11 protein-coding genes, 2 tRNA genes and 1 pseudogene are annotated in these 12,549 nt (G+C 62.6%); 9 read left to right on the top strand and 5 right to left on the bottom strand.

Going from position 1 to position 12,549, the window contains the following annotated elements; genetic code table 11:
• Positions 1 to 179 precede the first annotated feature (179 nt).
• Entirely contained in the window at positions 180 to 1,403 is a 1,224-nt protein-coding gene (locus tag KO516_RS02045) for a urate hydroxylase PuuD (RefSeq protein ID WP_305832878.1), read from the bottom strand.
• 234 nt (positions 1,404 to 1,637) lie between these two features.
• On the opposite strand from KO516_RS02045, the gene KO516_RS02040 reads away from it, so the two are divergent.
• Entirely contained in the window at positions 1,638 to 2,012 is a 375-nt protein-coding gene (locus KO516_RS02040; RefSeq protein WP_216002146.1) for a rhodanese-like domain-containing protein, read from the top strand.
• Between the two features lie 77 nt (positions 2,013 to 2,089).
• Here the strand turns inward: KO516_RS02040 and KO516_RS02035 are convergent, their stop codons facing one another.
• Positions 2,090 to 3,490, bottom strand: coding sequence for an aspartate aminotransferase family protein (locus tag KO516_RS02035; RefSeq protein WP_216002145.1), 1,401 nt, complete (start codon positions 3,488 to 3,490; stop codon positions 2,090 to 2,092).
• Between the two features lie 81 nt (positions 3,491 to 3,571).
• On the bottom strand, positions 3,572 to 4,225 hold the full coding sequence (locus KO516_RS02030) for a GntR family transcriptional regulator (RefSeq protein ID WP_216002144.1): 654 nt from the start codon (positions 4,223 to 4,225) through the stop codon (positions 3,572 to 3,574).
• A 171-nt stretch (positions 4,226 to 4,396) separates the two neighbouring features.
• On the opposite strand from KO516_RS02030, the gene KO516_RS02025 reads away from it, so the two are divergent.
• The 8 genes and pseudogenes from KO516_RS02025 to KO516_RS01995 all read left to right on the top strand — a co-directional run bounded on the left by KO516_RS02025 (position 4,397) and on the right by KO516_RS01995 (position 11,948).
• The gene (locus KO516_RS02025; RefSeq protein WP_216002143.1) at positions 4,397 to 5,482 is read left to right on the top strand and encodes a polyamine ABC transporter substrate-binding protein; all 1,086 of its coding nucleotides are present in this window, start codon (positions 4,397 to 4,399) and stop codon (positions 5,480 to 5,482) included.
• A gap of 63 nt (positions 5,483 to 5,545) precedes the next feature.
• Positions 5,546 to 6,958 (top strand): ABC transporter ATP-binding protein, encoded by a 1,413-nt coding sequence (locus KO516_RS02020; protein WP_216002142.1) that lies wholly within the window; start codon positions 5,546 to 5,548, stop codon positions 6,956 to 6,958.
• Between the two features lie 3 nt (positions 6,959 to 6,961).
• On the top strand, positions 6,962 to 7,852 hold the full coding sequence (locus KO516_RS02015; protein WP_216002141.1) for an ABC transporter permease subunit: 891 nt from the start codon (positions 6,962 to 6,964) through the stop codon (positions 7,850 to 7,852).
• On the top strand, positions 7,849 to 8,667 hold the full coding sequence (locus tag KO516_RS02010) for an ABC transporter permease (protein ID WP_216002140.1): 819 nt from the start codon (positions 7,849 to 7,851) through the stop codon (positions 8,665 to 8,667). Before KO516_RS02015 ends, KO516_RS02010 begins: the two co-directional genes overlap by 4 nt.
• Entirely contained in the window at positions 8,664 to 9,983 is a 1,320-nt protein-coding gene (locus KO516_RS02005; protein WP_216002139.1) for an FAD-binding oxidoreductase, read from the top strand. The genes KO516_RS02010 and KO516_RS02005 overlap by 4 nt, the downstream gene beginning before the upstream one ends.
• Positions 9,984 to 10,882: 899 nt before the next feature.
• Positions 10,883 to 11,014: a hypothetical protein gene (locus KO516_RS24670; protein WP_371742016.1), complete on the top strand. Its 132-nt coding sequence runs from the start codon at positions 10,883 to 10,885 to the stop codon at positions 11,012 to 11,014.
• Positions 11,008 to 11,628, top strand: a pseudogene (locus KO516_RS02000) (IS3 family transposase); the annotation flags it as partial. The gene KO516_RS24670 and the pseudogene KO516_RS02000, both read left to right, overlap by 7 nt.
• A gap of 173 nt (positions 11,629 to 11,801) precedes the next feature.
• The gene (locus KO516_RS01995; RefSeq protein ID WP_216002138.1) at positions 11,802 to 11,948 is read left to right on the top strand and encodes a hypothetical protein; all 147 of its coding nucleotides are present in this window, start codon (positions 11,802 to 11,804) and stop codon (positions 11,946 to 11,948) included.
• A gap of 282 nt (positions 11,949 to 12,230) precedes the next feature.
• On the opposite strand, the gene KO516_RS01990 is transcribed toward KO516_RS01995, so the two are convergent.
• A tRNA-Glu gene (locus tag KO516_RS01990) sits at positions 12,231 to 12,305 on the bottom strand.
• 36 nt (positions 12,306 to 12,341) lie between these two features.
• Positions 12,342 to 12,416 (bottom strand) — tRNA-Glu (locus KO516_RS01985).
• Positions 12,417 to 12,549: the final 133 nt, after the last annotated feature.

The raw sequence follows: 12,549 nt of genomic DNA, 5'->3' as shown, positions 1-12,549 counted from the left end.
GAAAACAATCGCAAAGCTAAGACATATCGTCAGCAACATCGTTTCGCGCCGCATCGTGGCGCATGGAGGACCATCAAATGCCCGTCACCCGTATCGCCTATGAAACCATCGTCTCGCTTTATGGCGAAGCTTTTGCCAAGCTCTGGTTCCGCCCGGTATCGGCTGTGTTCAAGGCCTGATCAACTGCCCGCCGCTTCAAACCAGCGGCGGATCGCTTCGCGCTCGCCGTCTTCCATAAACGACAGATTGGCCGGTGGCATGGCGCGGCTTAGCCCGGCCTGAAGATAGATTGCCTTGGCATTCTGCGCGATGCCTCTGGCAGAATCGAGATGCACGCCCTTGGGGGCCCAGTGGAGCCCCTCATAGCCCGGCTCGGCGCTGTGACACATCGAACAGCGGCCCAGCACAATGTCCTGAACTTCGGCGAACCCCTCGGCCTGAGCGTATTTCGCGCTCGGGCCGGTGGCCTCGGCGTCCATGTCGGCCTCGCCCGGCAGGTTCGCGGTCGACAGCCACATGATTGCAAGGAACAGCAGCGCGGTCACCAGCCATGTCCAGTGCGGCGAGCCTTTGCGGGCGTGAACGCTGTTGAAATAGTGGCGAATGCTGACCCCCATCAGGAAGACGAGGCTGGCGATGATCCAATTATACTCGCTGGCAAAGGCCAGCGGATAATGGTTCGACAGCATCAGGAACAGCACCGGCAGCGTCAGGTAGTTGTTATGGGTGCTGCGCTGCTTGGCGATCTTGCCGTATTTGGCATCCGGGATGCGCCCTGCCTTGAGATCGGCCACCACGATGCGCTGGTTCGGCATGATGATGAAAAACACGTTGGCGGTCATGATGCTGGCGGTGAAGGCGCCAAGATGCAGCAGCGCCGCCCGTCCGCTGAACACCTGCGTATAGCCCCATGCCATGACCACAAGCACCCCGAACAGGAACAGCATCAGGCGGGTGTTGTCGTCGCCGAACTTCGATTTGCAGAGCCAGTCATAGCTGAGCCAGCCAATGCTGAGCGACAGCAAGGAGATCAGGATCGCGCCCCAGATCGGGATATCCAGCACCTCTGGATCAACGAGATAGAACTCGGCCCCGAGGTAATAGACCAGCACCAGCATCGCGAAGCCCGACAACCATGTGGCGTAGCTTTCCCATTTGAACCAGACCAGATCGCCCGGCATTTGCGACGGCGCGATCAGGTATTTCTGGATGTGATAGAAGCCGCCGCCATGGACCTGCCATTCCTCGCCATCGGCCCCCGAGGCAAGGTTGCGGTCACGGTGCAGCCCCAGATCGAGCGCGATGAAATAGAACGACGAACCGATCCACGCGATCCCGGTGATGACATGCACCCACCTGACCGCAAATTCGACCCATGCTTCCATGGCGATGAAATTGATCAATGTCCCGACTCCGCTTTGCTGGCCCGTTCCGGGCTCTTGTGGATACCAAAGCCGAAGTTGTCGGCGGCTGCATCCTCAAACTGCGCCCGGGTAGCCTGAAGACGCCAATTTTCCGGGCAATCGCCGCCGGGATAACCATCGACCCAATGCAACGATGAGCCGGAGGTCAGGTCTTGACCGGGCGCGAAGACAACTCACATCTCGGACAACAGCATTGCAGCGAGGAGACGCGAGATGAAGACCGAAGAGATTGGCCAGAGCATCCTTGAGACCTGGACCGTGGATGAGGTGGCCGAGGCATTCTCGAAGAATGAAATCGTGCTGATCGACGTGCGCACCCCGCAGGAATACATGTTCGAGCATATCGAGGGCGCGCTGCTGATGCCGCTGGCATTCTTCAACGCGGAGAAACTGCCGGGCCAGTCGGAAAAGCGCATCGTGTTTCACTGCGGCTCTGGCGCACGCTCGGAAAAGGTCGCGCGGGCCTGCATCGATGCGGGGATTGCCCGCGTGTCGCATATGGAGGGCGGTTTCGGCGCATGGAAAGGCGCAAAGAAGCCCTATATCGGCACCAATATGGCGACCGGCGCGCCTCAACCGGTCAGCTGATCGCGGCTTGCGCCGCCTGTCAGACCGGCCTTGACGCATCAGACACGGGGCGCCCCGACCGGGCGCCCCCTGCTGTTTCAGTTGCCCGGTGCGGCGACCATCAGGCCTTCGGCCTTCAGCCGCGCGTGGCATTCATCGAGCGATGTCCATGCACGTTCGATCAGCGTGTCGATCTCGTCTTTCGACAGGATCAGCGGCGGCGAGATGATCATGCGATCGCCCACGTGGCGCATCACCAGATTGTTGGCAAAGCAGCGTTCGCGGCAGATGTAGCCGACGGTTCCGGCCTCAGAGGCAAAGGCGGCGCGAGCAGCGGCATCGGGTGTCAGCGCGATCGAGCCCATGAAGCCCTCGATCTTCGCCTCGCCCACCAGCGGGTGATCGGCCAGCGCCTCCCATTTCTGCTTGAGATAGGGGCCGGTCTCGGTGGCGACCCGCTCGACGATGCCTTCCTCGTCGAGGATGCGCAGGTTTTCCAGCGCCACGGCGCAGGCCACCGGGTGACCGGAATAGGTGTAGCCATGGTTGAATTCGGTGTTCGAGATCACCTCGGCCACCTCGTCCGACAGCAGCGAGCCGCCAATGGGCTGGTAGCCCGACGACAGGCCCTTGGCGATGGTCATGATGTCCGGCGTGATGCCCATGGTCTGCGAGCCGAACCATGCGCCGGTGCGGCCAAAGCCGCAGATGACCTCATCGGCGATCAGCAGGATGCCGTATTTCTTCACGATGCGCTGGATTTCCGGCCAGTAGGTCTCGGGCGGGATGATCACGCCGCCAGCGCCCTGAATCGGCTCGGCGATGAAGGCGGCAACCTTGTCGGGGCCGATGTCCTCGATGGCTTTCTCAAGCTGGCGGGCGCGCTCCAGACCAAACTCTTCAGGGGACATGTCGCCGCCCTCGGCCCACCAGTTGGGCTGGTCGATGTGATGGATGCCGGGCACGACACCGCCCTGCGCGTGCATCCCCTTCATGCCGCCCAGCGACATCGAGCCCAGCGAAGACCCATGATAGCCGTTCCAGCGCGAGATGATGGTCTGGCGTTCCGGCTGGCCCTTTTCGGCCCAGTAGGTGCGCACGAGGCGGATATTGGTATCATTGGCCTCGGACCCGGAGGAGGCATAGAACACATGGTTCAGATCACCGGGCGCCAATTCGGCCAGTCGCGCGCTCAGCTGGATGGCGGGCACGTGGGTCGTCTGGAAGAAGGTGTTGTAATAGGGCAGTTCCTGCATCTGGCGCGCGGCGGCGTCGGCCAGTTCCTTGCGCCCGTAGCCGATGTTCACGCACCACAGCCCGGCCATGGCATCCAGAACGCGCTCGCCCTCGCTGTCGGTCAGCCATGCGCCCGAGGCACGGGTGATCACCCGCGCGCCCTTTTTCGCAAGGTCGGCGCCAGTGGTGAACGGGTGCATGTGGTGGGCCGCGTCCAGCGCCTGAAGCTCGGCGGTGGGGGTATTGGTCGAAATCAGGCTCATGGCCGCGTCTCCTGTGGATGTCGGGGAGTTGGCACCAAGAATATGATCAAATTTAGCACTGTCAATCCGGCGCGCGTCGAATCAGGCCAGCCCTTCGGTGATCTGGGTCATACCCTGCTGAACATCCGCGCGCATCGCCCGCGCCGCCGCCTCGGGATCGCGCGCAGCAAGCGCCGCAAGGATGGCCTTGTGCTGATCCGGCAGATTGCGCGTGCCGAACTGGCCGCAGACCACGCGCAGCGACGGGCCAAAGCGCAGCCACAGCCCTTCGACAAGATCGGTCAGGATCGGGGCGCTGGCGATGGCGTTCATCTCGGCGTGGAACTGATGATTCTCGACAAGATAGCCGCGCACGTCGCCGCGCGCGATCGCAGCATCAAGCCGGGCATCGGTCGCGCCCAGCCGCGCCACCCCGTCGGCATCGCAACGCTGCGCAGCGCGGCGGGCAAGTTGCGGTTCCAGCGCGATCCTTGCAAGGGTCAGCTCTTCGATGGCGCTGGCATCAAGCACCGGAACGATGATCCGCCGGTTGCCCTGAAACTCCAGCGCGCCCGCCGCCGTCAGCCGCCGCAAAGCCTCGCGCACCGGGGTCATGCCAACCTGCATATGTTCGACCAGCCCCTGAATGGTCACCGGCTGCCCCGGCTCCAGCTCTCCGAACAGGATCATGTCGCGCAATCGCCGATAGACCAGTTCATGCGCTGGAAGCCCGGATGTATCTGCCTGCAAATTCATCTCCTGCCTCCTGATTAACCAATTGCCCATCGCGCCATCTTGCGCGTCATTCCGCACCGTGGAAACATCTCTCATGTTGCCACAGGGCGCAACATTTGATCAAATCCAAAGGGCGCGGGGCGCCAAGACCCCAAAGTCTGACACGGACGCTACGTCCAACGGGAGCACATCATGACGAACCCCCTTCTGAGTTTCACCGCAAGCCTCGCCCTGATCGCCGGTATGGCGCAGGCCGACGAGGTACGCGTGTACAACTGGTCCGATTATATCGACGAATCGCTGCTGGCCAAGTTCACCGAAGAAACCGGCATCGAGCTGATCTACGACGTGTTCGACAGCAACGAGGTGCTCGAGACAAAGATGCTTGCAGGCGGGTCCGGCTATGACGTGGTGGTCCCGACCGGCACCTTCCTTCAGCGCCAGATCACGGCGGGATCGTTCCAGAAGCTCGACAAGAGCAAGCTGCCGAACATCGACAACATGTGGGACGTGATTTCCGAGCGGACGTCGAAATACGACCCCGGCAACGAATACGCCATCAACTACATGTGGGGCACCACCGGGCTGGGCGTGAATATCCCCAAGGTCAAGGAGATCCTTGGCGATGACGCGCCTGTCACCTCGTGGGATCTGGTGTTCAAGCCCGAGAACATGGAAAAGCTCGCCGCCTGCGGCGTGATGTTCCTTGATGCGCCGTCGGAAATGATCCCGGCCGCGCTGAACTATATCGGCGAAGACCCCGACAGCCACGATCCCGACGTGATCGCCAAGGCCGAAGACGTGTTCATGCCGATCCGCCCCTACATCCAGAAATTCAACAGCTCGGAATACATCAACGCGCTGGCGAACGGCGAAATCTGCGTCGCGGTGGGCTGGTCGGGCGACATCCTTCAGGCCCGCGACCGTGCCGCCGAGGCCGACAACGGCGTCGAGATCGCCTATTTCGCCCCCGACGAGGGTGCGCAGATGTGGTTCGATGAAATGGCGATTCCGGTCGATGCGCCGAACCCGGATGCGGCGCATGTGTTCCTGAACTTCATCATGGATGCGCAAAATATGGCGGCGGCGTCGAACTACGTCTATTACGCCAACGGCAACCTCGCGAGCCAGGAGTTCCTGGCCGAGGATGTGATCGGCGATCCGGCGATCTACCCGACGCCCGAGGCGATGGACAACACCTACACCACCACGCCCTACGAGCCCAAGGTGCAGCGCACCGTCACCCGGCTGTGGACCAAGATCAAGTCCGGCACCTGAGACCCATATGGCCCGCGCCCGACCGGCGCGGGCTTTTCCCTGACTGACAGGAAGACCCCACGCATGGCCGAGACCGTCTTCGCCCCTTGGGCGGATCCAGCGCAGAAGCCGCTGATCGAATTCTGCAACGTGACCAAACGCTTCGGAGACTTCACCGCGATCCATGATTTGTCGCTGAAGATCTACGAAAAGGAATTCTTTGCGCTTCTCGGGCCGTCTGGCTGCGGCAAGACCACGATGATGCGGATGCTTGGCGGGTTCGATTCGGTGACCGAGGGCAGCATCCTGCTGGGCGGGCACGACATCAGCGCCGTGCCGCCCAACAAGCGCCCCGTGAACATGATGTTCCAGAGCTATGCGCTGTTTCCCCACCTGTCGATCTGGGAGAACATCGCCTTTGGCCTGAAACGCGAGGGCCGCGACAAGGCGTTCATCGACGCACGGGTCGACGAGATGCTGCGCCTCACCCGGTTGGAACGCTTTGCCAAGCGCAAACCTCACCAGATTTCCGGCGGACAGCGCCAACGGGTGGCGCTGGCGCGCTCGCTCGCCAAGGCGCCCAAGCTGCTGCTGCTCGACGAACCGCTCGGCGCGCTTGACCGCAAGCTGCGCGAAGAGACGCAGTTCGAATTGATGGATATTCAGGAAAAGACCGGCACCACCTTCGTGATCGTGACCCATGATCAGGAAGAGGCAATGACCGTCGCCTCGCGCATCGCCGTGATGGACGAGGGCCGCCTTGTGCAGGTCGACACCCCCGATCAGATCTACGAAGCGCCCAATTCGGTCTATGTCGCGGATTTCATCGGTGACGTGAACCTGTTTCCCGGCACGGCGACAGAGCGCCCCGTGGCGCCGCCCCCCGCCCCCGCCGTCGCGCCTGAGGTCGAGGAAACTGCGCCCATCGCCGACGCTGCCCTGCATGATTCCGCCGAGGCCAACACCGCCACGCAGCGCCGCCTGCCCGCGCCGGATCGCAAGGGCGAGTGGCTGTACGAAAAAATCTTCCGCCGCTTTATGGGCTACCGTGAGACCGCCCCGCGCCGCCTGCCCCCGCCCAGCCCCGCCGAAATCGCCGCCGCCCGCGCACCTGTCGCACCTGCGCCGGCGCCCGCCCCCGTGGCCGAGCCGATCAGGCCCGGCGGCATCCTGATCGACTGGGCCGAAGGCCAGCCGCCGATCATTGCCGCCAATGGCGACACCGCCATGGCCGGCACCGGCGTCACCTTTTCGATCCGGCCCGAAAAGGTCACCATCGACGCCGAAAAACCGGACCGCCCCAATATCTACAAGGGCAAGGTCATCGACATCGCCTATCTTGGCAACATCTCGACCTTCCATGTCGAACTGGCCAACGGCACCATGGTCAAGGCCCAGATGGTCAACGCCCGCCGCCTTGCCAACCGCCATATCACCTGGAACGACGAGGTCTGGATCGGGTTCACCGAGACCGCCGGCGTCGTGCTGAAGGGCTGAGCGATGCGCAAGGCTGTCCTGATCGCGCTTCCCTACCTGTGGCTCACCGCGCTGTTTCTTGTGCCGTTCCTGATCGTGCTCAAGATCTCGCTGTCGGATATCGCGCTGGCCCGCCCGCCGTATATGCCGCAGTTCGATCCGGCGGCGGGGTGGCAGGGGTTCCTGACCTTCCTCTCGGAGCTCGATTTCGAGAATTTCGCCTTTCTTGCCACCGATGATCTGTACTGGAAAAGCTACCTTAGCTCGCTGCAGATCGCCGGGCTGTCGACGCTGATCACCTTGGGCGTCGGCTATCCGATCGCCTATGCCATGGCGCGCGCCGATCAGGCATGGCGCCCGACGCTGCTGATGCTGGTGATCCTGCCGTTCTGGACGTCGTTCCTGATCCGGGTCTATTCGTGGATGGGCATCCTGTCGAACGAAGGCACGCTGAACACCGTGCTGCTGTGGCTTGGCGTCATCGACACGCCGCTTCAGATCATGAACACGCCGACGGCGGTCTATATCGGCATCGTCTACACCTACCTGCCCTTCATGGTGCTGCCGATCTATTCGGCGCTGGAAAAGCTGGATGACTCGCTGCTCGAGGCCGCCGAAGACCTTGGCTGCTCGCAGCTTTCGGCATTCTGGCTGGTGACATGGCCGCTGTCGCGCAGCGGCATCATCGCGGGCTGTTTCCTTGTCTTCATCCCGGCGCTTGGCGAATTCGTCATCCCGTCGCTGCTTGGCGGCTCGGATACGCTGATGATCGGCAAGGTGCTGTGGGAGGAATTCTTCAACAACCGCGACTGGCCGGTGGCCTCGGCGGTGGCGGTGATCCTGCTGCTGATCCTGATCATCCCCATCGTGCTGTTCCAGCGCAACGAACAAAAGGCACGGGAGGCCGAAGGATGAGACGCTTCAGCTGGTTCAACGCCACATCGCTCAGCCTTGGCTTTGCGTTTCTGTACCTGCCGATGATCCTGCTGGTCATCTACAGTTTCAACGAAAGCCGCCTCGTGACCGTCTGGGCGGGGTTCTCGACCAAATGGTATGCCGAACTGTTCCGCGATCAGGAATTCCTTGATGCGGCATGGGTGACGCTCAAGGTCGGGGTGTTCTCCTCGACGCTGGCAACGATACTGGGCACCATGGCGGCCTATGTGCTGGTGCGCGCCGGGCGCTTTCACGGGCGCACGTTGTTTTCGGGCATGATCTATGCGCCGCTGGTGATGCCCGAAGTCATCACCGGCCTGTCGCTGCTGCTGCTGTTCATCGGCATCGGGCTTGACCGGGGCGTGTTCACCATCGTGCTGGCGCACACCACCTTCAGCATGTGCTACGTCAGCGTGGTGGTGTCGTCGCGCCTCGCCACTTTCGACCGGGCGCTTGAAGAAGCGGCACTCGACCTTGGCTGCTCGGCGTTTTCGGCGTTCCGCCTTGTCACCCTGCCGATCATCGCGCCGGCGGTGATCTCGGGCTGGTTGCTGGCCTTCACCCTGTCGCTCGACGATCTGGTCATCGCCAGCTTTACCACGGGGCCCTCGGCCACCACCTTGCCGATCAAGATCTTCTCGGCGGTGCGCCTTGGCGTCAGCCCGCAGATCAATGCGCTGTCGACCCTGCTGATCGGCATCGTCGCCATAGGCGTCATCACCGCGTCGATCGTCACCAAGCGCGCCGCCGTGGCGCAGGCCCGCGACGAACAGCAAGCCGCCCGCACGGCATGAAACGCATCTACGAGGCCCCCGCCTATGGGCCGCAAGGCGCGTGCTGGTGGGCCGACACCGTACCGCCGATGGACTGGTCTGCGCTGCAAGGCGACGCCACGACCGGCATCGCCATCATCGGCGGCGGCTTTACCGGGCTGTCGGCGGCGCTGCACCTTGCGCAGGACGGCGCGGAGGTCACCCTGCTCGAGGCCGAGCACCCCGGCTATGGCGCGTCGGGGCGCAACGGCGGCTTTTGCTGCCTCGGCGGCGCCAAGGCGTCGGCGCGGCAGTTGCGCGGGCAGGTCGGGGCCGAAGGGCTGCGCGACTGGCGCCACACGGAAAAGGCCGCCATCGACACCGCCGCCCGGCTCATTGCGGAAAACCACATCGACGTAGACCGCCATTCCCAAGGCGAAACCCTGATCGCCCATAGCCCGCGCGCCTTTGCCAAGCTGCGCGCCGAAGCTCCCCAGATCGAGCAGGATTACGGCGTGCGCCCCCGCCTGATCGAGATGGAGGACATGGCCGCCGAAGGCATGGGCGGGCCGTTCTTTGGTGCCCTGCACACGCCGCTGGGCTTTGCGCTGAACCCGCGCAAATATCACGCCGGGCTGGCCCGCGCCGCGCAGGCCGCCGGCGCGACGTTGCATGGGCATAGCCCGGTTACGGCGCTGCGCCGAAACGGCAAATGGCAGCTGACCACACCGCAGGGCACGCTAACCGCCGACCGGGTGATTCTTGCTACCAACGGCTATTCTTCCGAAGATCTGCCGGACTGGCTGCGCGCCCGCTACCTTCCGGTGCAATCTAGCGTCATCGTCACCGAACCGATTTCCGACAGGCTGCAAGCGGCGCAGGGCTGGACCTCGGCGCAAATGGCCTATGACAGCCGTGTGTTGCTGCATTACTTCCGTCTGATGCCGGATGGGCGATTCCTGTTCGGCATGCGGGGCGGGCTGACCGCAACGCCGCGCGCATCCGGGCGCATATCTCAACGTATCCGAAGCGATTTCGCCGCGATGTTCCCGCAATGGCGCGATGTCGCGATCAGCCATGAATGGTCGGGGCTGGTCTGCCTGATGGCGAATCTCACCCCTTTTGTCGGAGAGATTCCCGATCATCCCGGCCTGTATGCCGGGATTGGCTTTCACGGGAACGGGGTCGCGATGGGCAGCCATACCGGGCTCTTGCTGGCCGACATGGTGCTGGGCCATCGCCCACGGGCGCGGCTTCCGTCTGCCATGTCATTGATTCCCGGAAAGTTTCCGCTTGGGAAATACCGTCGAAGCCTGTTGATGCCAGCGTATCTGGCAGCCAGCCTGCTTGACCTGTGACATCAACGCCGCAGTGCAGCGAAAAATGTTCTGGACATTTTGACGCAGCCGGTGTGATCTCTGGCTTACAAGATCACGAATGGTCCGCCACACGGGGTACGATAGCTACCCGCAACGCGTCGACCTGAGACGGATGACACCTGGGGAGGAGGTCATTCTGTCGCGATCCGGTCGCCTCGTTTGAGGAGGCGAGGCGACCGGGGCATCGCTTGTGATGCTGGCAGTTGTCCATTTCCGCAATAACCTGAAATCGCTCACCCAGCCATTCGACAGATCGGCTGCCCGGCGCGGGCCATGTCTTTCAGACAGGCTGGCGGACAGCCAGATTTGCCTATGTCAAAACTCTGACGAACATCAGACCCGGCGGGCATTCATCCAAATAGGAGGAAGGGTCGCGGCGACCCTCAGGGAGGAGGAGAGAGGGTCGCCGCTGATTTCCGGGGTTCAGGGAGGAGGAGAGAACCCCAGGAAACTGTCTGACGCGATGTCCGCGTCGTTAAAACCATTTAGACAGGCTTTTCGGCCGGAGCAACACATAGTGGCGCAAAGCCGACCTGTGATCACCGCATGTCGCCTATAGTTTCATCACATAGCACATGCATAAGGCAGTTCACGCACAATTCCTGCCCCTGCTTGCTCCCTTGTCCGGCAAACGCCATCTCAACCGGCGCAAGGATCTGTCCTCATCCTGCCACCCGACTGCCCCGAGAAGCACCGAACGCCCACAGGCCCCCGCAACCCAGGTGCGCCCGAAGAACGGGCCGAACCGCCGCTGAGGATTTCCCAGAAAACCGACCCTCCTGCGAAGCTTGCCACCAAGAATGACGAGGAAGAACGGCGTGACTGGTACACGAAAGAATTAGGGCGCCGAGTTCAAGGCGAAGGCGGCGCTCGAGGGCATGTCTGGACACTTCTCCGGCAAGGCCGAGGCGAAGGCAGCCGAAAGGGAAGGCGAAATCGAAAAGCTGCCCGCCAAGATCGGCCAACTGGTGTTGGAGCGGGATATTTTAGTCAAAGCCTCCGGATGGTGAGCCCGTCCCGGAGGCGAGAGATGATCGAGCCCAGACACCCGGTGCTGTCGATCACCCGGCAATGCGTGCAGGTCGGGGTCAGCCTGTTGGCATGGTGCGGCCCGGGCAAGTCCAAGAGCCCGCTGAACCTGGCGCTGATGAAGCTGATCGATGCGCCGTTCACGGAGATCCCGCTCTACGGTAGCCGTCAAATGGCGAAGCACCTGCGCAACCAAGGCTACTGCGTCTGGCGCAAGCGCATCCGGCGGCTGATGGCGAGGATGGGCCTGCGCGCTGTCCACCAGCGGCCGCGCACGACCGCGCCCCACCCGGAGTACCGCAAGTATCCGTATCTCATCAGGGATATGGTGATCGAGCGCCCTAACCAGGTCCTCCTCTGGGGATTATGCTCCGCATGGCCCTTCCGGGCAACCGGTGCGCGGACATCACCTACATTCCCCTCTCGGGACCCTGCTTCGCAAGGCCCTGCCGAGCAGCGGAGCAACGTCAGGATCGAACGGCTATGGCGGTCGCTGGAATATGCGTGCTTCTACCTCCACGCCTTCGAAACCGGATCTGCGGCCCGGGCAGGCATCGGCAAGGGGAGGGTCTTCTACAACACCGAGCGCCCGCATTCGGACTTGAAGGCAGACCACCGATCGAGGCCCATCAGGGCCCCGGCCTCAAACCGGCAGCATGATCATCAGGCAAGCTTAGCAGCGCCGCAAACCTGTCTGGGAAATTGGGTCCACCTCAGTCGCAGCGGTGGCAGGACTTTTCTACCCCGAAAGTCAGGGTCAAGGGCGCCGTGCCAGCCGACATGCCGATGCTTGCGCTTGACGTGCTGGCCGTCGGCGAAGAACCTGAGGTCCGCATCGGCCAGCCAGAACGGCAGATGCGGGAGCGGATCACCGACGCCGAGGCCGATTTCCCGGAAGCAGTGGCGATTCCCTAGCCGGCGGCAAAGCACACCGCAGGCGGGCGGCTGAAACTGACCGGCGATCCAGCCCGCCAGCCGGGTCAGACCCACGCCCAGCCGGGCACGACAGAAGGCGTTGAGCTCGGCGATGGGTACCCCCACACGCGAGCATCCCCTCATGCCGAGGCGCGGCAAGAACCGGGGCTTCGCCCGAATCGAACAAGGCGCGGTTACAGGATCTGATGCGGTGAAATGGCCATGCTGGTCCACGCTGCGGCGCAGCCTGCGCATGGCATCTGATCAGAAAGGAGAAACGTGTGGCAGCCCGTAGGGGAATCGAACCCCTCTTTCCAGGTTGAAAACCTGGCGTCCTAACCGATAGACGAACGGGCCATCACATAGGCCCGAAGGCCCGGTACAAAGAAGGAATGGCAGCCCGTAGGGGAATCGAACCCCTCTTTCCAGGTTGAAAACCTGGCGTCCTAACCGATAGACGAACGGGCCGTACCTTCTTGGTGAAAGGGCTTCTAAGCAAAGCCTCTCTTGCTTGCAAGCCCTAAATCAACAAAGCTTGCGCCTTGTTGCCTTTTCCAAAGCTCAGCAAGCGAGCGCGATTGTTTCATGGAAAACAGGGCTT

This window comes from Citreicella sp. C3M06 (assembly GCF_018860705.1).
In the GTDB taxonomy this organism is placed as follows: domain Bacteria; phylum Pseudomonadota; class Alphaproteobacteria; order Rhodobacterales; family Rhodobacteraceae; genus Salipiger.
The sequence above is the reverse complement of the archived record's forward strand: the minus strand, read 5'-3'. Positions and strand labels throughout refer to the sequence as shown.

What these genes read in the sequence shown, in the direction of transcription:
- KO516_RS02040 (WP_216002146.1), top strand. Translation starts at nt 1,638, where the DNA reads ATGAAGACCGAAGAGATTGGCCAGAGCATCCTTGAGACCTGGACCGTG.
- KO516_RS02035 (WP_216002145.1), bottom strand. Translation starts at nt 3,490, where the DNA reads ATGAGCCTGATTTCGACCAATACCCCCACCGCCGAGCTTCAGGCGCTG.
- KO516_RS02030 (WP_216002144.1), bottom strand. Translation starts at nt 4,225, where the DNA reads ATGAATTTGCAGGCAGATACATCCGGGCTTCCAGCGCATGAACTGGTC.
- KO516_RS02025 (WP_216002143.1), top strand. Translation starts at nt 4,397, where the DNA reads ATGACGAACCCCCTTCTGAGTTTCACCGCAAGCCTCGCCCTGATCGCC.
- KO516_RS02020 (WP_216002142.1), top strand. Translation starts at nt 5,546, where the DNA reads ATGGCCGAGACCGTCTTCGCCCCTTGGGCGGATCCAGCGCAGAAGCCG.
- KO516_RS02015 (WP_216002141.1), top strand. Translation starts at nt 6,962, where the DNA reads ATGCGCAAGGCTGTCCTGATCGCGCTTCCCTACCTGTGGCTCACCGCG.
- KO516_RS02010 (WP_216002140.1), top strand. Translation starts at nt 7,849, where the DNA reads ATGAGACGCTTCAGCTGGTTCAACGCCACATCGCTCAGCCTTGGCTTT.
- KO516_RS02005 (WP_216002139.1), top strand. Translation starts at nt 8,664, where the DNA reads ATGAAACGCATCTACGAGGCCCCCGCCTATGGGCCGCAAGGCGCGTGC.
- KO516_RS24670 (WP_371742016.1), top strand. Translation starts at nt 10,883, where the DNA reads ATGTCTGGACACTTCTCCGGCAAGGCCGAGGCGAAGGCAGCCGAAAGG.